This window comes from Sediminibacterium sp. FW305-C-49 (genome assembly GCF_058231085.1).
Window position 1 is genome coordinate 873,274 of record NZ_JBIQXS010000002.1, and the last position, 18,560, is coordinate 891,833.

Below are 18,560 nucleotides of genomic sequence, written 5' to 3' on the forward strand. Positions count from 1 at the left end.
TAACACAAAAAAACAGGGTACTAGCTTGGCGCAGTACCCTGTTCCTTTACATTAATCTTTCTTTGTTATTTGTACATGATCTCATAGTACTCATGTGCCATTCTGTTGCTATCGAACTGGAAACGCACATCTCTCATACCATTTTTAGTGATCTGTCTCCATGTATCAAAATTATCATAGTACATAGGAATGATCTGTTGTTCCAGTATTTCATATGCTTTGTTCAGGTCATATTCATCCTGGTCATGCACGGTCATGTTGGCATAGTCTGCTTTTGGTACCACAAAACCATTGTTACCATGGTTCACAAATTCAGGAATCCATCCATCATCGGTAGAGAAATTCACTGCTCCGTTCATCGCAGCGGTCATGCCACTGGTGCCGGATGCTTCGCGTGGTACACGAGGATTGTTAAGCCATACATCAGCCGCCTGTTTCATGCGTTTGCTCAACCCTAATTCATACCCTATTAAAACAGCTACATTTTTATAATTCTTACTCAGGTGAACAAGATTATTAAACTGTGAAATGGCAGGATAATCAACCGGGTAAGGCTTGCCTGCCCAGATAATTTGAACCGGGTGTTTAGTATTATTGAGCATTTTTTCAAATCGCTCCATGTCATAGGTAAGCATGTCTGCACGTTTGTAACCCGCAAACCTTCTGGCCCAAACAATGGTCAGTACATTTGGATTAAATACTTTACCTGTTTGGTCAGCAACAATTTCAAAAGCCCTTTTCTTCAGATATTTTTTGCGGTCGTCAAATGTATAGTCATTACCCTCTTCCATGGCGCGATACATTTGTTTGTCGGCCCAATAGCGCCAATTCTGCGCATTGGTAATGGAAGTAATGGGACAGATACCTTCGTGGTTCTTCCACATTTCACGGCTTACAACACCATGAAGGGCTGAAACGCCATTGGCTTTTCTGGCAAAACGTAAAGCTGCCAGCGAGTGATTAAACTGGTCGTCTTTGATGCCGGTAATCTTACGCACTTCATCAATAGAAAGACCACAGAAATAACTCATTTTATGGCAGAGGTAAATATCATGCTTTTCATTGCCTGCTTCTTCGGGAGTATGTGTAGTAAAGACAAGGTGTTCTTTTACTTTCTCCACACTCTTGAATTTGTTCAGCAAATAAAATGCAGATGAAATACCATGCGCTTCATTCAAATGATACACATCCGGATTAAATCCTAACTCATCAATCAGTTTAGCACCACCTACACCCAGCAAAATAAACTGGGCTACTTTGGTAGCCACGTTGGCATCGTATAAACGATGGGTGATGGTTTGTGAAACATAATCGTTTTCAGGTAAATCAGTACTCAGTAAGAATAAAGGAGCACTGTTGAAAGTTTCAGGGTTCAGGTAAAATGCTTTTACCCAAACAGGGTGTTCATGAATCAGTATCTGAAATTTGATGCCTGTATCTTCCAGGAAACTGTAAATCTTTTCCATGAAAGTAACCTGGAGTGTCTGGTCCTGGTTACGTGTCTGATCGTAATATCCATATTTCCATAAGATACCAATGCCGATCATATTTTGTCTCAGTTCATAAGCACTGCGTAAATGAGAGCCTGCCAGAAATCCTAAACCGCCACTGTATATTTTTAAAGGTTGATGAATTGCAAATTCCATGGAAAAATAAGCAGCTTTTTTTCCATACTGCTCATTAATCTGGTAAGGGACATGATAGTTTCTAAAATTCATAAATGCTCGTTTGGTGATCGAATAGCGCTTGCAATATAGGGGTATTTGAGAAAATGTATTTCATACACATTAATGATGTGGGTAATCAGTGGGAAGAAAAACAAAATTCAACAAACAATCGTTAGGATTCAATATAGAAAGGCGTTTGCAAACGTTTTCGAAGCATGATATTTGCAACATTTTTTTTCAATTTCAGGGGGCAGTTGTTCTTTTTTTCTTTGTTTTTGGCTCCCTCTTTTTCCGGTAAGTATCATCAAAAAAACATTTGATACCACGGTGATTACCACAGCTTCCCTGTTCTTTAACGCTTACATAGTTACCTGAAAATTTAAAATCGATGATACAGGGATCGCCGTTTTGCAGATATTGCGCGTTGCCCGACGATTTCAATATGAATTCCCCTTTTAACTCACCCACACATGTTGCCCTGTCTTTTTCAAAATGAATAAAAAATAAATAATGATTGGCATCTTTGCCATCCCTGACAGAGATATAATTTTTTTCATTCTTCACGTATTCACCACTCAGTTTATTTTGTCTGGGTAAAGTATCAATAGGGTTGATGACAGCTGTTTTCTCGGGGTCCTCATTGCTGTCGGTAACTACCAGCATAAAAATGCCTGCATCATTGTAGACCCATCCCGACCGGGTAAACTTCAGTGTATTTTCTGCCGAAGCCTTTTCCCTGTTGATCATGAAAGTCGGTTCCTTGTTGATAGATACGAAGCGATAGTATCCGTCTGTTTTCTGGTTGGTCAGCAACTCTTTTGATGCCAGGTAATTGAGTTTTTTATCGGTAACAAAAACAACACAGGTAGTTTTTTTCTGGCGGGTAAAATTGATGAGCAGGTAATTTTCTTTTTCCTTTTCAATCATCCCAACAGGTCTGATGACTGTTTTTTTATCTTTTCCGATATATGCACTGATCGCACTGTCGGGAATAAACTGGCTCAATGCTTTATAACCAATTCTGGTTGTATCAGCTTTGCGGGCAATATTGGAGTCGGCCATCAGGTATGATCCTGCAATCTTTGGAAAAGCCGTCATGAATTCTTCTGCTTTTAAAGGGACATCTCCTGAAAAATCAATTTTTTCATCCTTGCAGGCAATGAAAAGAATGAGGAGGAATGCATAGAAACAGGACTTCATGAACAGAATTTGCAATAAAAATAGGGTTTTCGGGCGAAGTAGGGTAGATATCTTGGATATTATCTTTTTATTTTTTAGGTTTGTCTAAAAATAAATTTAGGTTGCCAATGTTTACTGTAGCGGAAGAAAATTATATCAAAGCAGTGTACCATCTCCAGCAGGAGCAGGAAATGGTTTCTACCAATGCATTGTCTGCCGAATTGCAGACACGCCCTGCATCTGTGACCGATATGCTCAAGAAATTAAAAACCAAACGCATTATCAGTTACGAACCTTACCATGGTGTAAAGCTGAGTAATGAAGGAAAGAAAGTGGCATTGGGTATTATCAGGAAACACCGGTTATGGGAATATTTTCTGGTAGATAAATTACAGTTTGGCTGGGATGAAGTGCATGAAGTAGCGGAAGAGCTGGAACACATCAGCAGTACAAAACTCGTCGATAAACTCGATGCTTTTCTCGGTTACCCCAAATTCGATCCGCATGGCGATCCGATACCAGACAGTAAAGGCCGTCTGGCATCACAACAACAGGAACAGTTATCGGGGATAGCTATGAACAAAGTAGTAGAAATTACGGCGGTAGGAAGTCAGTCATCAGAATTGCTAGAATTATTAAAACACAAAGGGTTACAGATGGGTACCAGACTCGAGGTGAAAAAGATATTCGATTTTGACGGCTCGCTTGAATTAAAAATTAAGAACCAACAGATAGTTACGATCAGCCGCGATCTGGCATCTGTTTTATTTGTAAAACCAGTATAAGATGAAAAAGCATCCGGAAGAACATCTTTCGTTAAGCGAAGTACATGCATCTGTTGATACCACCATTCCCAGAAAAGGGTGGCGAAGGATACTGGCATATCTCGGACCTGCTTACCTCGTTAGTGTAGGATATATGGATCCCGGCAACTGGGCCACAGACTTACAGGGTGGAGCACAATTTGGCTACCAGTTAATATGGGTATTGCTCATGAGTAACCTCATGGCACTCTTATTACAAAGTCTCAGTGCACGTTTGGGTATAGTGAGAAGAAGAGACCTGGCACAGGCTAACCGCGAAACCTATCCACCCGTTGTCAATTTCTGTTTATACATACTCGCAGAACTGGCCATTGCTGCTACAGATCTGGCGGAGGTGGTAGGTATGGCCATTGGTATTCACTTGCTCACAGGGCTTCCGCTGATATGGGGTACGGCCATTACGGTACTGGATACATTTCTTTTCCTTTTACTGCAACGTTATGGTATCCGAAAAATGGAGGCATTTATTTTGGCACTGGTAGCCACCATTGGTGTATCCTTCCTGATTGAAATACTGATTGCAAAACCTGATCTGAGCGAAGTTGTAACCGGGTTTATTCCATCAGCCTTGAGTCATGAATCACTGTATATAGCAGTTGGTATTATTGGAGCAACGGTGATGCCCCATAATTTATACCTGCATTCGGCACTGGTACAGACCAGGAAAATTGGTGCTGATAAAACCAGTATCAAAAGGGCATTGAAATATAATTTTATTGATAGTCTTGTTGCGTTGAATGCTGCATTTTTTGTGAATGCAGCCATTCTGGTATTAGCAGCCACCGTATTTTTCAAAACAGGTAATACTGATGTAGCCAGAATTGAAGATGCGCATACACTATTGCAACCATTACTCGGAACAGAACTGGCACCGATCTTATTCGCGGTTGCACTGATTGCTGCAGGACAAAGCTCAACCATTACCGGAACGCTGGCAGGACAAATTGTAATGGAAGGCTATCTGCGTCTGCGTTTGAACCCCTGGCTCAGACGATTATTAACACGACTCATTGCCATTGTACCCGCTGTTATTGTCATCAGTATTTATGGAGATAGTAAAGTAGATGATCTGCTTGTATTCAGCCAGGTGATACTCAGTTTGCAATTGGGATTTGCAGTCATACCACTCATTCACTTTGTAAGCGACAAAGAAACCATGGGTAGCTTTGTGATTAAACCCTGGGTGAAGATTGCTGCATGGGTAGTGGCCACCGTATTGGTTTTTCTGAATGTGAGATTAGTGGCAGAAGAAGCATTGCAGGTGTACGTATCGGAAGGAGAATGGGGATTGAAAATTTTGGTGACGGTACTGATGCTGGTTTTTTTATGGCTGTTCCTGGTGATGACTTTTCTTCCTTTCTTTAAAAAGAGAAAAGAACGCCAGCAGGCAGCTATGCATGGAGAATGGGCGCAACTCAATGATCTTTCGGTGAGTCATATCAGAAAAATTGCAGTAGCACTCGATTTTACCAAAGCAGATGAAAAACTGATTGCCCATGCATTGGCACAGGGTAATAAAAATGTTTCGCTGGTATTGATACATGTGGTAGAAAGTGTATCGGCCAAATACCTTGGAGCTGCCAGTGATGATGAGGAAACAAGGCTCGATCAGCAAAGACTGGATCATTATTGTTTACAATTGCAAAATCAAGGCTACCATGCCGAAGGTATTTTAGGGTATAAAAACAGGGTTACAGAAATTATCAGAATGGTGAAAGAAACAGAGGTAGATATGGTGGTAATGGGAGCACACCGACATAGTGGCTGGAAAGACTATCTCTTTGGCGAAACCATTGAAGATGTACGACATGCCCTGCAAATACCCGTGCTGATCGTAAACGTTTGAGTAAAAAGTCTGGATAATCTGCCAGCGCTTAGGGGCGAAGAAACCATGAAATCGTTACTTTTGTTCCCGTTTATCATTTAAAACTATCGTAATGGCGCAAAAAATTAAAGTAGCAAATCCGGTGGTAGAGCTGGATGGTGATGAGATGACCAGGATTATCTGGAAATTTATCAAAGAAAAACTGATCCTTCCATATCTGGAAGTTGATATCAAATATTATGACCTGGGAATGGAGTATCGCGACGAAACCAACGACCAGGTGACTATTGATGCAGCCAATGCCATCAAACAGTATGGCGTAGGTATCAAATGCGCTACCATCACTCCCGATGAAGAGCGTGTAAAAGAATTCAACCTGAAACAAATGTGGAAGAGCCCGAACGGAACCATTCGTAATATCCTCGATGGTACGGTGTTTCGTGAGCCGATCGTTTGTTCAAATGTGCCACGTCTGGTACCTAACTGGACGGCGCCCATCTGTATTGGCCGTCATGCTTTTGGCGACCAGTATCGTGCAACAGATTTTGTAACGAAAGGCAAGGGCAAGCTCACCGTTAAATTTGAAGGTGAAGATGGCACTGTGCAGGAATTTGAAGTGTTTAATTTTAAAGGGGATGGCGTGGCATTAGCCATGTACAATACCGATGAAAGTATCAAAGGTTTTGCACGTTCTTGTTTTAACCAGGCATTGAGCAAAAAATGGCCTTTATACCTCTCAACCAAAAATACCATCCTGAAAAAATATGATGGTCGTTTCAAAGATATTTTTGAAGAGATCTATCAGAATGAATTCAAAGCTGCATTTACAGAAGCGGGTATCACTTATGAGCACCGTCTCATCGATGATATGGTAGCGAGTGCACTGAAATGGAATGGTAATTTTGTATGGGCCTGTAAGAACTACGATGGTGATGTACAAAGCGATACTGTAGCACAGGGCTTTGGTTCACTGGGTCTCATGACGTCTACACTGGTTACACCCGATGGTAAAGTAATGGAAGCAGAAGCGGCACATGGTACCGTAACACGTCACTATCGCGAACACCAGAAAGGTAAACCTACTTCTACCAACCCGATTGCTTCCATCTTTGCATGGACAAGAGGATTGGAGTTTCGTGGTAAACTGGATGGTAACCAGGAGCTCATTAATTTCTGTCAGGCATTGGAGCAGGTATGTGTTGAAACCGTTGAAAGCGGTAAAATGACCAAGGATCTGGCGGTATGTATCCATGGTAATAAAGTAAACCATGGTGAACATTACCTGTACACGGAGGAATTCCTGGAAGCGCTCGATCAGAACCTGAAAGCGAAGCTGGCGAAATAAAATCGATGTTTGATTTTTTGATCTTTGATTTTTTGATTTGGTATAGCTAAGTCGAAAAATCAAAGATTTTTTTTGCAACTATAATCTTCTTACCAATGAAGTATGTTCTTCTTGCGGTTATCAGCCTATCTTTTTTACTGGGGTGCGGGAAAGATTCAAGTCAAAGTTTTTATGAGATTGTAAATGAATATTTTCTGTCGTTTACCGATACTTTCGCCTATGAGACGGGTTCTCTTTTTTTAATTCCGAATGATACAGCTAAATATGATAAAGCAGCAAATGTTCTTGGAGTTGGTACTTCTACAAGTGATGATCAACGCTTAGCGCGAACATTGAAAGCTTTTCTTTTAAAGTCGGAGAGGATTGATTTTACAGAACTGTTATCAGCACCAGAAATATTTGCCATTAACCTGTCTCAGTTCACTAATGTCGGGCGATTCCACATTATACCAGCTAAGCTTGCGAATACGAATAATGATTCAGTTATTGGAAAAATTTGGTTCTCTAATTTCAAGATAAAGAATGATAAAGCCCTACTCATTGTTTCTAAGCAAGCGTCTCCCAAAAGTGGGGTGAGTAATGGGTATTTATTTAAAAAACAAAAAGATAAGTGGAAGATTGATACAGTAATTGAATTGGAAAAGTGGTAGGGAGGTTTGTTTTTTTGATTTGCTATAACCCATAAATCAAAAAATCAAATATCAAAAATCAAACCTTACTTAAGAAACCTTTTAATCTCCTTCTGCACATCCCTGTCTTTAATTGTTTCCCGTTTGTCGTGAAGTTTTTTACCTTTTCCTAGACCAATCTCTACTTTCACCAGGTTTTTTTCATTCAGGAAAACACGTAGCGGAACAATCGTATATCCTTTCTCTTTTAGTTTAGCCTGTATTTTTTTGAGTTCTCTTTTTTGTAATAAAAGCTTCCTGTCGTGAACGGCGATATGGTTATTAGCAGTGCCATGTGAGTATTCGGCAATGTATAAAGCGCGGACCCATAATTCACTGCCATCAAAAAAACAGAACGAATCATTGAAACTTACTTTGCCATCGCGAATCGATTTTACTTCAGTACCCAGCAATACAATTCCTGCCACATATTTGTCTTCTATGTGGTAATTGTAATAAGCCTGCCTGTTGTTCATTTCTTTTGCCATGGCAGTGGGGAACAATAATGAGGTAGTATCTAACTCCTGAAATGGATCGACAACTGCGCCAGTTTCTGTTTCAGTTTTTTACGGTCAACAATAAAATCAAGAAATCCATGTTCGAGCAGGAATTCACTGCGCTGAAAACCTTCAGGCAGGTCTTTCTTGATGGTTTCCTTGATGACACGCGGACCTGCAAACCCAATGAGTGCACCGGGTTCAGCGATATTCAAATCGCCCAACATACCAAAGCTGGCAGAGATACCACCAAAAGTCGGATCGGTGAGTAATGAAATATAAGGTAAGCCTGCATCGCTCAGTTGAGAGAGTTTGCCGCTGGTTTTGGCCAATTGCATCAAACTGAATGCACTTTCCATCATACGGGCACCACCACTTTTACTGATAACGAGATAGGGGAGTTTATGTTCAATACAATAGTCTACTGCGCGACTGAATTTTTCACCCATCACACTTCCCAGCGAACCACCAATAAATTCAAAATCCATACAGGCTATTACATAACCTTCGCCGTCTATTTTCCCGGTGGCAACACGCATGGAATCTTTCAGATCGGTTTTGGCATGAATTTCATCCAGTCTTTTCTGGTAAGGTTTCAGGTCGGTAAAACCCAAGGCATCCTTACTCCTGATCTGGTCAAAGAGTTCAGTGTATTCTTTGTTGTCAAACAGGAAATCATAATAATCCAGGCTACCTATCCGGTGATGGTAATTGCATTTCGGACAGACATATAGGTTCTCACCGAGTTCCGTTGTGGTACAGATATAGTTACATTCCGGACACTTGTTCCAGAGTCCTTCCGGTGTTTCTTTTTTATCGGCAGTAGAAGTGAGGATACCCTTACGGATTCTTTTGAACCAGCGGGGTTTATTCACATCTTCATTCTGCGCATCTTCACCTGTCAGATTTGCTTCAAAATCTTCTTCACGTTCTTTTTTCATAACGAGCAATGATTGGGCGGCTAAGATAGGGAAAAGTGAGTAGTGAGTGGTCAGTAGTGAGTAAAAGATACAACTCACTACTGACTATTCACTATTGACTATCAGGCATTTCTGTTAATACAGTTCAGGTCCTCAAATGCTACTTCCAGCCTTTTGGCAAAGCTTTCTTCGCCTTTGCGGAGCCATACGCGTGGGTCATAGAATTTTTTATTGGGTTTATCGGCACCTTCGGGGTTACCAAGCTGTCCCTGGAGATAGGCTTCATTCTTTTTATAGAAATCTTTAATGCCTTCCCAGAAAGCCCACTGAAGGTCGGTATCAATATTCATTTTAATGGCGCCATATCCAATGGCTTCCCTGATCTGGTGCTGGGGCGAACCACTACCACCATGGAACACAAAATACACAGGTTTTTTTCCTGTTTTCAGTTCCTGCTCAATATAGAGCTGGCTGTTGTTCAGAATTTCAGGACGAAGCTCTACATTACCTGGACTGTACACTCCATGTACATTACCAAAAGCAGCAGCAACGGTAAAAAGTTTACCTACTTTGCTTAATTCAGTATAGGCATAAGCCACGTGCTGTGGTTGTGTATAGAGTTTATCATTTTCAATACCACTGTTGTCAACGCCATCTTCTTCACCACCGGTAACACCCAGTTCAATTTCAATACTCATACCCAATGGAGCCATTCGCTTGTAGAATTCAACAGATGTATGAATATTCTCTTCGATGGGTTCTTCGGATAAGTCGAGCATATGTGAACTGAAAAGAGGTTGACCTTTTTCTTTATAGAATTGTTCGCCGGCATCGATCAGACCACTTACCCATGGCAACCATTTTTTGGCAGCATGGTCGGTATGTAATACCACGGGAACACCATAATATTTGGCTACATTATGAATATGCAAAGCACCTGAAATTCCACCAGCAATATTACCCTGTAAGTTATCATTGGGCATTCCTTTACCGGCCACAAATTGTGCGCCTCCATTAGAGAATTGAATGATAACAGGAGAGTTTACTTTAGCAGCAGTTTCCAGTGTAGCGTTAATGGTGTTGGAACCAATGGTGTTCACAGCAGGTAATGCAAACTGATTGTCTTTTGCATCATTATACAATGCTTCCAGTTCTTCACCGAATAAAACGCCGGCCCTGTACTTTTTCATATTTGTTCTTGTTTTGTTGATGATGGAGAATCGTGAAGCGTAAATGGTGAATGGTCAATAGTGCATAGTCAATATGAATTCACGATTGACCATTCACCATTCATGCTCCGTTTGGCCGGCAAGATACTTTACTTACCGCAAACACATGTTAGCTTTTTGGGGCTGTGGATGAACTGTTGATTCTGTTTAATAACCCGCAGAAATAGGCAGGTGCCTGCATTAAACGGCTTCCATACCAACTGAACATTTCTCCATCTACCAGTTCAATATGGGAGCCTGGTAATGCCTTTTGTATGGCTTCAATATGTTTATGGGCAAATGGGTAGGGCTCCGATGATAATAGTATACATTCCGGTGATAAGGTTTGCAATAATTCAATGGATGTTTCGGGGTAACGTTTCGATTTTTCAAATAAATTTTCGAAACCACAGTAACGGAGCATGTCATGAATAAAAGTATCGGAACCGATGGTCATATATGGATCTTTCCAGATCAGGTAAACACAGGTTTTAGTAGCAGTTTTTTGTATTTGTTCTGCTAAGCTGGCAAATTCCTGTTCCGTTTTCTCTATGATCTCTGCAGCTTTTTTTTCTTTTTCTGTGATCAGCCCTACTTGTCGGATCATTTCATAAGCATCCTGTAAAGTATTGATATCCGAAGTCCATACAGGTGCAATACGTCTTAAAGCTTCTACCTGTTCTTTTACATTCTCTTCTTTGTTCGCAATGATCAGGTCGGGCAATAAGGCAGCCACACGATCTGTTTTTACATCTTTTGTGCCACCCACCCTTGTCTTGTTGCTGAACCAATCATTCGGGTGTACACAAAATTTGGTGATGCCCACTACTTCATGCGCCAGATCAAGGTCTGCCAGTAATTCTGTTTGTGAAGGCACCAATGAAATAATCCGTTTGGGTGCAGCATGCAGCGAAATGGTAGTGCCGGTCTGGTCGGTAAACAAAGCCATACTGCAAAATACAGAACTTCATTGGATCCAATCAGGAACCGGTTAGATCAACCGCCACCAGCGGGATGCTGCTGTCTGATGGACTATATGTTTTTTCTGTCAGTTTTTTCCAGCCTGTAAAGAGTGCATTATAGTCGGGGGTGAGGTACTGCGAAAGGAGGGAAGTTAATTTTTCAACCGCTTGTACAGATATGTTTACCGATGTTTCAATCCTTGTTTTCATACCGCAAACATAGTTACTGTTTTATAACCTGTTTCATCAGGTATTGTTATTGGCTATAACTAAAAGTTATACATCTTTTCGGCTATGCGGATCAATGTCCGGTTAAGTTCACTGTTTTCACCCTTCCGCTCAATGAAATAGAAGTTTCTTTCGATCTGCAGTCCGGTAAAATGAATTTCTGTTAATGTGCCCTGTTCCAGTTCTTTCAAAACAGAACGTTGTGGCAGAAAGCCAAGCAGATCAGACTCTACCAGAAAATTTTTCAAAGCTTCTGTTCCACCCAAACGTGCTTTTGTTTGTAAGGAACTCATCTTTATTTTTTTCTTTTCGAGTGAAGACCTCAGGGCGGCAAGGGTTCCGCTGCCTGCCTCTCTCAGGGCCAGTGGCAAATGCAATAATTCATCTAATTCATATTGTTTCTTTTTTGCAATGGCACTTTTCTTACTGCATACGGCTACCACTTTATCGGTAATAAATGGGCGATGACTCACCTGTGTGAGTTTGGAGCGACCTTCTACAATACCCAGATTGATTTCGCCATTTAACAATGCCTGTAAAACAATCTCTGTATTACGGTTTAGTAAGTTGATAACAATCTGTGGGTACCTGGACTGGAAAGCAGATAATACTTTTGGTAAAATATACAAGGCAACTGTAGTACTGGCACCCAATTTCAGCGTGCCTTTTACCTGTAAGAGGTCTTTGATAGCCGATAACTCAAATTCTGTCTGGTCCTGTATGGCTTTTACTTCTATGAGTTTTTCATACAATAATCTTCCTGCTTCGGTTAATTCAATACTCACCCCTTTTCGTTCGAACAAACGGGTTGCATACTGTTCTTCCAGGTTTCTGATATGTTTACTGATAGCGGGCTGTGAAATAAAAAGTAACTGACTGGCTTTGGAGAAACTTTTCTGTTTTGCCACTTCAAGAAAAACTTCATGCTTTACGGAGAGCATTGGATTGATTTATGGAATGGTAAAGGTATTCTTTAAAACATCCGGAATAAAAAAAGCCCTGCAGATGTGTGTGCAGGGCCTTTAATTTTTTTAATGTATTACTTTGTCAGACTTTGAATAACATCATATTTGGTAATGATATGGTAGTCGCCTTTCTCATCTTTGGCCAGTACCGCACCATTTTCTTTGTTGATGAGGGTGCCTATTTTTTCAACTGGTGTAAGAAAATCTACAACAGGGTAAGTATGTTCCAACACACTTGATACAGATGCATCTTTCAATTCCGGATTGCTGAATATTTTCTGGAACAAACCTCCTTCACTCAAAGAGCCAATGATTTCGCCATCTTTTAATACGGGGATCTGTTCAATATCGTATTTCTTCATCAGTTCAACGGCTGCCGCCACTGTATGGTCGGGGGCAACGGTAATCAGTTTTTGTCCGCCGCGGCCATTGACAATATCCTTAAAAGTTTTCACATCAAGGAAACCGCGTTCCATCATCCACTGGTCGTTATACACTTTGCCTACATAACGACTGCCATGATCGTGAAAGACACAAACCACCACATCGTCTTTGGTAAGACCTGCTTTCAGTTGCATAAGTCCCTGCAGGCAACTACCTGCACTGTAACCGCAGAACAAACCTTCTTCTTTTGCAATCTTGCGGGCCATGACGGCGCCGTCTTTATCAGTTACCTGAACAAATTCATCAATCACGCTCATATCATAGTTCTGGGGAACAAAATCTTCACCAAAACCTTCGGAGATATAAGGGTGTACTTCATTCATATCTATTTCACCTGTCTTAAAATATTTGGTAAGCAATGATCCATACACATCCACTGCCCATACTTTGATGTTCGGATTTTTTTCTTTCAGGTACATGGCTGTACCGGTAATGGTACCTCCTGTTCCGGCTGTACATACAAAATGGGTGATCTTGCCTTCTGTTTGTTGCCAGATTTCGGGGCCGGTGGTTTCATAATGCGCCTGGCGGTTGGCCAGGTTATCGTACTGGTTCATGTACATGGAGTTAGGAATCTCCTGACCCAGTCTTTTGGCCACGCTATAATAACTCCGGGGATCTTCGGGGAGTACGTTGGTTGGACAAACAATAACCTCAGCGCCAACAGCTTTGAGGATATCTGCTTTTTCTTTTGATTGTTTATCGGTGGTCACAAAAATACATTTGTAGCCCTTCACACAGGCAGCGAGTGCGAGGCCCATGCCTGTATTGCCACTGGTACCTTCAATGATGGTACCTCCTGGTTTGAGTTTGCCTTCTTTTTCGGCTACTTCCACCATCTTCAAAGCCATACGGTCTTTGATAGAGTTACCGGGGTTGAAATAGTCTACCTTGGCCAGTACGGTGGCAGGAATGTCTTTTGCTACTTTATTCAGCTTAATCAGCGGGGTATTTCCAATCGTTTCGAGGATATTATTCAACCACATGCTAAAACTAACGTTTGTTTGCGCAAAGGTAAAGTTTTGCGGCTGCCGTTGAACAGCTTGCTCCGATTTATAACCGGTTGGTTAAAACGATGGGGAAAAGGGGGAGTGGTATTCTCTGTTGTGCATTGTTTCGAACACCACTGCCACCTTATTATGCAGCGATGTACGGTATAGAATCATAACCGGATATTAGAAGCTTTTCACTAAGTGAATCATATTACCTACTTCAATCAGGTTGGTTCCTTTGCGTACAATTTCTGTTTTCTCCTTTTCTTCTGCTGTGGTTTTGTCAGACCCGAGGTAAGCAATTACCATGGCAGGAACTAAAGCGAGCATCGCGAAAAGCTGGAGGTTGTTGAGTAACTTTTTCATATAAGTTGTTTTATTGTTTTTGATTTGATAGATCAAAGATAAGTCAACTTTTGGTACTATGCAATATATAGTACCATCTTTAAGATAGTAATATCTGTTGCAAAATAGCTTATTTAGCTTATTAGTTATTGACTTTCAGTCGTTTAGATCGTTTTTGGCGGATTAGATAAGTTTTTGGCTTTGTGATGAGTGGTTATAGGGCGTGATGGAAATGGAATTGCCACTGAAGACACAGAGGTTCACAGAGGTTTTTCTGTGCTATTCAGTGTACGCAGTGGCAATAAAATAATGTTTGATTAAGCCCCGAAACTGGTAGCGATTTTACCGCAAAGATCGCTCTCCACCATTTTGGCAGCAAGGCCAATCATGTTCATAAAAGCTTTGTCGTTGCTGATGCCATGACCAATAATGACTGGTTTGGCTACACCGAGAACTGGTGTACCGCCATAGTTCTCATAATGAAAACGGCTGAAGTAGCTGTCTGATACCAGGTTACGCTGGCGGGCGATATCGTAGATCGATTCCGCCATTTTGAGGATGATATTTCCGGTAAAACCATCACAGACCATAACATCGGCTTTTTCGCCAAAAATGTCGCGGCCTTCAATGTTTCCGATAAAATTAATCTGGGTATTTTCTTTCAGCAGGGGATAAGTTGCCTGTGCGAGGATATTACCTTTTCCTTCTTCTTCCCCTACATTCATCAGCCCAACAGAAGGGTTACTGATGTTGAGGATATGCTGAGCATATAAACTGCCCAGTTGTGCAAACTGGTTCAGTTGTTCAGGTTTACAATCGGCATTCAGTCCTACATCCACCAATAATCCTGTTCCCCCATTGAGTTTGGGGATGATGGTTGAAATAGTAGGTCGGGCCACGCCGGCAATGGGTTTGATGCTGTACATGGCACCCACCAGCATAGCACCCGTATTACCTGCGCTGATGAAAGCGTCGATCTTACCGGTAGCCAGTAAATGGAATCCGATGGCAATAGAGGAACGTTGTTTTTCCTTTAATGCTTTGGTAGGATGTTCATGGTAACCAATTACTTCGGGGGCATGTACCAAATGCAAATTAGGTGATGACACCTGGTGTTCTTCCAATAAAGGACTCACCACAGTTTCATCACCTATTAAATATAGTGAAGCAGCAGGTGTACCGGCAGACAGATAAAGTTTCAGTCCTTTCACCGCTTCTAACGGTGCAAAATCTCCACCCATCATGTCTATGCCAATATTCATGCGCTGTAAGCTTGGATCAATTGAACTAAAAGGATTACGCTTTCAAGGGAGCTTTTTCAGCTACCAGTTTACCTTTATAGAACAATTTTCCTTCGCTCACGTGTGCACGATGGCGTACGTGTGTTTCACCGGTGGTGCTGTCTTTGCTCAATGTAACTTCCTGTGCCACATAGTGCGTTCTTCTTTTGGCACTGCGCTGCTGTGAATGTCTGCGTTTAGGATTCGGCATATCTCGAATTTTAAAGTATCAATAATGTTTATTCCAGGTCCTTAAATTTCTCTAACCCTTTCCATACCGTGTTATGGTTGTCTTTCTGTGCTTCTTCTTCCATCTTTCTCAGTTTCTCCAACACTTCCTTGTTACACAGTGGGCCACCCATTTCATTTTCTTTACACATTTTCTGTAAGGGGATACTGAGGTTAATGAATTCATAGATCCAGTCGCTCAGGTAAATATGGCTTTCACCCCGGCTGATATAATACACATCCGGATCTTCCTCCTGCTCATTCATGATTTCGGGATCATCCACCATTTTTACAATGATGTTGAATTCGTCCCAAAGCTGCATGGGCAGGTGATTGCCACATCTGTCGCAGGTACTTTCCAATGTGCCATCAATATCAAACCTTAACTGCATGAAGTTGTTATTCTTCTCCAGGCTCAGTTTTACATTGGTGATACAGTTTTTAAAATCCTGCTCCCCATAATTGGTAAAGAACTTGTCCTCAATACGGTATTCATATACATGCGTCCCCGGCTTCAAACCCACAAAAGCTATCTCATATTCCCGCCGATGACTCATAACCGATTTTTAAGGGCTTGCAAAGGTAGTCCAAAATGGCGGAAATGCCAAGAGAAAGTTGAATTTTAGCGGCTTCTACTTATCAACAGACCTGAATCAGGAGGATTACCCATATTTGTATCTATGAAACCGATGGCGAAATTATCACCTGTTTTGTTCATACGTCCGGCTTTTTTGCTGCTGATGGCATTATTGCTGCATATACTGGGTTATTTTCCCAAAGCAGTCGAGAACTGGTACAGTACAGGTATTTATAAAGGGATATCAGCTACTTTAAGGGTTTTGACCAAATGGGCACCTTTCAGTATTGGGGATTGTTTGTATATCTTGTTCATTATCAGTTTAATAGTTGGACTGGTTCGTTCTATCATCCGATTAAAAAGAGAAGGATGGCACTCGCAGCTATTGGTTCCGATGGGACTTAACCTCTTTAGCAAAATCCTATGGATTTATATTGTTTTCAGGCTTTTATGGGGATTGAATTATGATCGTTTGGGTATTGAATATCAATTGAAACTGTCTAAAAAAGGTTATCAGGCAGAAGATGTGATCCAGTTATCCAACCGATTAATCGATAGCCTGAATGCCTGTCGCCAACGGTTACCCGATACTTTATTGCCCCAACCTCCGGTTGACAGTATTTTCCGGATGGCGGGTATTGGTTATGCCCGCGCCTGGGATGAATACAGTTTTCTCAACTATACACACCGTTCCATAAAACCCAGCTTATTTACCGGGCTGGCCGACTGGATGGGTTTTACCGGTTATTACAATCCATTTACTGGGGAGGCCCAGGTAAGAACTGATGTGCCCAAACTGGTATTGCCATTTGTGGCCTGTCATGAAATAGCACATCAATTAGGGTATGCCAGTGAAAGCGAGGCCAATATGGTGGGATTACTGGCTGCACTGGCTTCAGGTGATGTATTCTTTCGATATTCTGCCTACAACGATCTCTTCAATTATGCGCAAAGGGAAGAATTGTATTTGCTGGCCATGGATAAAGATTCCACCCGTTTTCAGCAGGTCATACAATCGAATCGTGAGCGAATGGATACGCTGGTAAGAAAGGACCGGAAAGAAGTGCGGGAATTTTTTCAAAAAAGGCAGCATAAAACTTCTTCAACACTGAATAATCTGTATGATCAATACCTCCGGATCAATAACCAGGAAGCTGGACTAAAAAGTTATGATGAAGTAGTTGGTTGGTTAATTGCTTATCTTAAGAAATATGAAAAGAACTGATGTTGTAAAATTAATAACGGCTGTTGCTTTTACGGTGGTATTAGGCGGGCTGGGAGGGCTGGTGACGGCCCCTGAAATTCCTGTCTGGTACGCTGGTTTGAACAAACCTTCCTTTAATCCTCCATCCTGGCTGTTTGCGCCGGTATGGACCACCCTTTATGTTTTGATGGGTATTGGTTTTTTTCTCATCTGGAAACAACCTGTTTCAACAAAAAGAAACAGGGCGCTGTTGTTTTTTGTGATTCAGTTTGTACTGAATATGGCATGGTCTTTTGTGTTCTTTGGTATGCATGAAACAGGTTGGGCCCTTGTAGAGATGATACTGCTGTGGTTAGCTATACTGGCAACCATTTTTTCTTTTGCCAGATTTTCAAAAACGGCGGCCTGGTTGCTGGTGCCTTATATAGCATGGGTAAGCTTTGCCTTGTTGTTGAATGGGGCCATCTGGAGATTGAATGATGTAGGGTGAATGGTGAATGGTGAATTATATGGGCAAACTATGAAAAGCGTTATTGATATTCACCATTGACCATTCACCATTCACATCAAAATTTATTCTTCCACATCATACTCTCCACCGGCTTATTGGGTTGGCCGCTGTATTTGGCGTTTGATTTCTGGTTGTATTTAACTTCAATTTCACCTTCTACAGGGAAGTAGATGAGCTGACCAATGGGCATACCGTGGTATACGCGGACTGGTTGTTTACAGGAGATTTCGAGGGTCCAGTTACCGCAGAAACCTACATCGCCTTTACCGGCAGTGGCGTGAATATCGATGCCAAGTCGGCCGGTAGATGATTTACCTTCCAGAAAAGGAACATGTGCATGTGTTTCGGTGTATTCGAGTGTTACGCCCAGGTAAAATTTATGTGGTTCTAATACAAAGCCTTCATCAGGAATATCGAAGTATTCAATTTTATTGTGTTTTTTGGCATCGAGTACCTCATCTACATATAAAGCCAGTGTTTTACCAAGGTGTACATCATAGCTATTGCTGCCCAGATCGGCACGGTTATAGGGTTCAATTTTAATAGTGCCATTGTCTATTTCTTCTAAAATACGTTTGTCGGTGAGAATCATTCCTGAATTGTTTTGGGTTGGGATGCAAATAAATCTTAAATCTGCAATCTAAAACGCTAAGAGTTTAAGGTGCCGCTGTTTTATCAACAAGATATCAAC

20 protein-coding genes are annotated in these 18,560 nt (G+C 41.4%); 6 read left to right on the forward strand and 14 right to left on the reverse strand.

Annotation, left to right across the window (positions count from 1 at the left end; genetic code table 11):
- Window positions 1–65: 65 nt before the first annotated feature.
- Together glgP and ACH3Z1_RS11260 are read right to left on the reverse strand one after the other, a co-directional pair.
- Entirely contained in the window at window positions 66–1,718 is a 1,653-nt protein-coding gene (gene glgP, locus ACH3Z1_RS11255) for an alpha-glucan family phosphorylase (protein WP_490822077.1), read from the reverse strand.
- Window positions 1,719–1,910: 192 nt separating this feature from the next.
- Entirely contained in the window at window positions 1,911–2,867 is a 957-nt protein-coding gene (locus ACH3Z1_RS11260; protein WP_490822078.1) for a hypothetical protein, read from the reverse strand.
- A 107-nt stretch (window positions 2,868–2,974) separates the two neighbouring features.
- Between ACH3Z1_RS11260 and ACH3Z1_RS11265 the strand changes: the two genes are divergently transcribed.
- The 4 genes from ACH3Z1_RS11265 (at window position 2,975) to ACH3Z1_RS11280 (ending at window position 7,490) form a co-directional block, all read left to right on the forward strand.
- Window positions 2,975–3,631, forward strand: coding sequence for a metal-dependent transcriptional regulator (locus tag ACH3Z1_RS11265; RefSeq protein WP_490822079.1), 657 nt, complete (start codon window positions 2,975–2,977; stop codon window positions 3,629–3,631).
- 1 nt (window position 3,632) lies between these two features.
- Window positions 3,633–5,516 (forward strand): Nramp family divalent metal transporter, encoded by a 1,884-nt coding sequence (locus ACH3Z1_RS11270; protein WP_490822080.1) that lies wholly within the window; start codon window positions 3,633–3,635, stop codon window positions 5,514–5,516.
- A gap of 91 nt (window positions 5,517–5,607) precedes the next feature.
- Window positions 5,608–6,840, forward strand: a complete 1,233-nt coding sequence (locus ACH3Z1_RS11275) for an NADP-dependent isocitrate dehydrogenase (protein ID WP_490822081.1) — start codon at window positions 5,608–5,610, stop codon at window positions 6,838–6,840.
- Between the two features lie 95 nt (window positions 6,841–6,935).
- Window positions 6,936–7,490: a hypothetical protein gene (locus ACH3Z1_RS11280; protein ID WP_490822082.1), complete on the forward strand. Its 555-nt coding sequence runs from the start codon at window positions 6,936–6,938 to the stop codon at window positions 7,488–7,490.
- Between the two features lie 65 nt (window positions 7,491–7,555).
- Here the strand turns inward: ACH3Z1_RS11280 and smpB are convergent, their stop codons facing one another.
- The 11 genes from smpB to ACH3Z1_RS11335 all read right to left on the reverse strand — a co-directional run bounded on the left by smpB (window position 7,556) and on the right by ACH3Z1_RS11335 (window position 16,134).
- Window positions 7,556–7,996 carry an SsrA-binding protein SmpB gene (gene smpB / locus ACH3Z1_RS11285; RefSeq protein WP_490822083.1) on the reverse strand — a complete coding sequence of 147 codons (441 nt, stop codon included), beginning with the start codon at window positions 7,994–7,996 and terminating at the stop codon, window positions 7,556–7,558.
- 29 nt (window positions 7,997–8,025) lie between these two features.
- Complete coding sequence (gene accD, locus ACH3Z1_RS11290; protein ID WP_490822084.1) at window positions 8,026–8,946, reverse strand: acetyl-CoA carboxylase, carboxyltransferase subunit beta; 921 nt, start codon at window positions 8,944–8,946, stop codon at window positions 8,026–8,028.
- A 101-nt stretch (window positions 8,947–9,047) separates the two neighbouring features.
- On the reverse strand, window positions 9,048–10,115 hold the full coding sequence (fbaA, locus tag ACH3Z1_RS11295) for a class II fructose-bisphosphate aldolase (RefSeq protein WP_490822085.1): 1,068 nt from the start codon (window positions 10,113–10,115) through the stop codon (window positions 9,048–9,050).
- 148 nt (window positions 10,116–10,263) lie between these two features.
- On the reverse strand, window positions 10,264–11,082 hold the full coding sequence (locus ACH3Z1_RS11300; protein WP_490822086.1) for an ABC transporter substrate-binding protein: 819 nt from the start codon (window positions 11,080–11,082) through the stop codon (window positions 10,264–10,266).
- A 31-nt stretch (window positions 11,083–11,113) separates the two neighbouring features.
- Complete coding sequence (locus tag ACH3Z1_RS11305) at window positions 11,114–11,305, reverse strand: hypothetical protein (protein WP_490822087.1); 192 nt, start codon at window positions 11,303–11,305, stop codon at window positions 11,114–11,116.
- A gap of 59 nt (window positions 11,306–11,364) precedes the next feature.
- Window positions 11,365–12,264: a LysR substrate-binding domain-containing protein gene (locus ACH3Z1_RS11310; RefSeq protein WP_490822088.1), complete on the reverse strand. Its 900-nt coding sequence runs from the start codon at window positions 12,262–12,264 to the stop codon at window positions 11,365–11,367.
- A gap of 98 nt (window positions 12,265–12,362) precedes the next feature.
- Window positions 12,363–13,718, reverse strand: a complete 1,356-nt coding sequence (locus tag ACH3Z1_RS11315) for a pyridoxal-phosphate dependent enzyme (protein ID WP_490822089.1) — start codon at window positions 13,716–13,718, stop codon at window positions 12,363–12,365.
- A gap of 189 nt (window positions 13,719–13,907) precedes the next feature.
- A complete protein-coding gene (locus ACH3Z1_RS11320; protein ID WP_490822090.1) occupies window positions 13,908–14,090 on the reverse strand; it encodes a hypothetical protein in 183 nt (60 codons plus the stop codon).
- A gap of 296 nt (window positions 14,091–14,386) precedes the next feature.
- Window positions 14,387–15,331 carry a phosphate acyltransferase PlsX gene (gene plsX, locus ACH3Z1_RS11325; protein ID WP_490822091.1) on the reverse strand — a complete coding sequence of 315 codons (945 nt, stop codon included), beginning with the start codon at window positions 15,329–15,331 and terminating at the stop codon, window positions 14,387–14,389.
- Between the two features lie 34 nt (window positions 15,332–15,365).
- Entirely contained in the window at window positions 15,366–15,560 is a 195-nt protein-coding gene (gene rpmF, locus ACH3Z1_RS11330; RefSeq protein ID WP_078830450.1) for a 50S ribosomal protein L32, read from the reverse strand.
- Between the two features lie 28 nt (window positions 15,561–15,588).
- On the reverse strand, window positions 15,589–16,134 hold the full coding sequence (locus ACH3Z1_RS11335) for a YceD family protein (protein ID WP_490822092.1): 546 nt from the start codon (window positions 16,132–16,134) through the stop codon (window positions 15,589–15,591).
- A 123-nt stretch (window positions 16,135–16,257) separates the two neighbouring features.
- Between ACH3Z1_RS11335 and ACH3Z1_RS11340 the strand changes: the two genes are divergently transcribed.
- Entirely contained in the window at window positions 16,258–17,379 is a 1,122-nt protein-coding gene (locus ACH3Z1_RS11340) for a DUF3810 domain-containing protein (protein WP_490822093.1), read from the forward strand.
- Window positions 17,366–17,848 carry a TspO/MBR family protein gene (locus tag ACH3Z1_RS11345; RefSeq protein ID WP_490822094.1) on the forward strand — a complete coding sequence of 161 codons (483 nt, stop codon included), beginning with the start codon at window positions 17,366–17,368 and terminating at the stop codon, window positions 17,846–17,848. Before ACH3Z1_RS11340 ends, ACH3Z1_RS11345 begins: the two co-directional genes overlap by 14 nt.
- A 76-nt stretch (window positions 17,849–17,924) precedes the next feature.
- Here the strand turns inward: ACH3Z1_RS11345 and dcd are convergent, their stop codons facing one another.
- The gene (dcd, locus tag ACH3Z1_RS11350) at window positions 17,925–18,461 is read right to left on the reverse strand and encodes a dCTP deaminase (RefSeq protein WP_490822095.1); all 537 of its coding nucleotides are present in this window, start codon (window positions 18,459–18,461) and stop codon (window positions 17,925–17,927) included.
- Window positions 18,462–18,560 lie beyond the last annotated feature (99 nt).

What these genes read in the sequence shown, in the direction of transcription:
- fbaA (WP_490822085.1), bottom strand. Translation starts at nt 10,115, where the DNA reads ATGAAAAAGTACAGGGCCGGCGTTTTATTCGGTGAAGAACTGGAAGCA.
- ACH3Z1_RS11335 (WP_490822092.1), bottom strand. Translation starts at nt 16,134, where the DNA reads ATGAGTCATCGGCGGGAATATGAGATAGCTTTTGTGGGTTTGAAGCCG.
- ACH3Z1_RS11275 (WP_490822081.1), top strand. Translation starts at nt 5,608, where the DNA reads ATGGCGCAAAAAATTAAAGTAGCAAATCCGGTGGTAGAGCTGGATGGT.
- ACH3Z1_RS11265 (WP_490822079.1), top strand. Translation starts at nt 2,975, where the DNA reads ATGTTTACTGTAGCGGAAGAAAATTATATCAAAGCAGTGTACCATCTC.
- ACH3Z1_RS11270 (WP_490822080.1), top strand. Translation starts at nt 3,633, where the DNA reads ATGAAAAAGCATCCGGAAGAACATCTTTCGTTAAGCGAAGTACATGCA.
- glgP (WP_490822077.1), bottom strand. Translation starts at nt 1,718, where the DNA reads ATGAATTTTAGAAACTATCATGTCCCTTACCAGATTAATGAGCAGTAT.
- ACH3Z1_RS11280 (WP_490822082.1), top strand. Translation starts at nt 6,936, where the DNA reads ATGAAGTATGTTCTTCTTGCGGTTATCAGCCTATCTTTTTTACTGGGG.
- ACH3Z1_RS11305 (WP_490822087.1), bottom strand. Translation starts at nt 11,305, where the DNA reads ATGAAAACAAGGATTGAAACATCGGTAAACATATCTGTACAAGCGGTT.
- dcd (WP_490822095.1), bottom strand. Translation starts at nt 18,461, where the DNA reads ATGATTCTCACCGACAAACGTATTTTAGAAGAAATAGACAATGGCACT.
- ACH3Z1_RS11300 (WP_490822086.1), bottom strand. Translation starts at nt 11,082, where the DNA reads ATGGCTTTGTTTACCGACCAGACCGGCACTACCATTTCGCTGCATGCT.
- smpB (WP_490822083.1), bottom strand. Translation starts at nt 7,996, where the DNA reads ATGGCAAAAGAAATGAACAACAGGCAGGCTTATTACAATTACCACATA.
- ACH3Z1_RS11320 (WP_490822090.1), bottom strand. Translation starts at nt 14,090, where the DNA reads ATGAAAAAGTTACTCAACAACCTCCAGCTTTTCGCGATGCTCGCTTTA.
- ACH3Z1_RS11315 (WP_490822089.1), bottom strand. Translation starts at nt 13,718, where the DNA reads ATGTGGTTGAATAATATCCTCGAAACGATTGGAAATACCCCGCTGATT.
- rpmF (WP_078830450.1), bottom strand. Translation starts at nt 15,560, where the DNA reads ATGCCGAATCCTAAACGCAGACATTCACAGCAGCGCAGTGCCAAAAGA.
- ACH3Z1_RS11345 (WP_490822094.1), top strand. Translation starts at nt 17,366, where the DNA reads ATGAAAAGAACTGATGTTGTAAAATTAATAACGGCTGTTGCTTTTACG.
- ACH3Z1_RS11340 (WP_490822093.1), top strand. Translation starts at nt 16,258, where the DNA reads ATGAAACCGATGGCGAAATTATCACCTGTTTTGTTCATACGTCCGGCT.
- ACH3Z1_RS11260 (WP_490822078.1), bottom strand. Translation starts at nt 2,867, where the DNA reads ATGAAGTCCTGTTTCTATGCATTCCTCCTCATTCTTTTCATTGCCTGC.
- plsX (WP_490822091.1), bottom strand. Translation starts at nt 15,331, where the DNA reads ATGAATATTGGCATAGACATGATGGGTGGAGATTTTGCACCGTTAGAA.
- accD (WP_490822084.1), bottom strand. Translation starts at nt 8,946, where the DNA reads ATGAAAAAAGAACGTGAAGAAGATTTTGAAGCAAATCTGACAGGTGAA.
- ACH3Z1_RS11310 (WP_490822088.1), bottom strand. Translation starts at nt 12,264, where the DNA reads ATGCTCTCCGTAAAGCATGAAGTTTTTCTTGAAGTGGCAAAACAGAAA.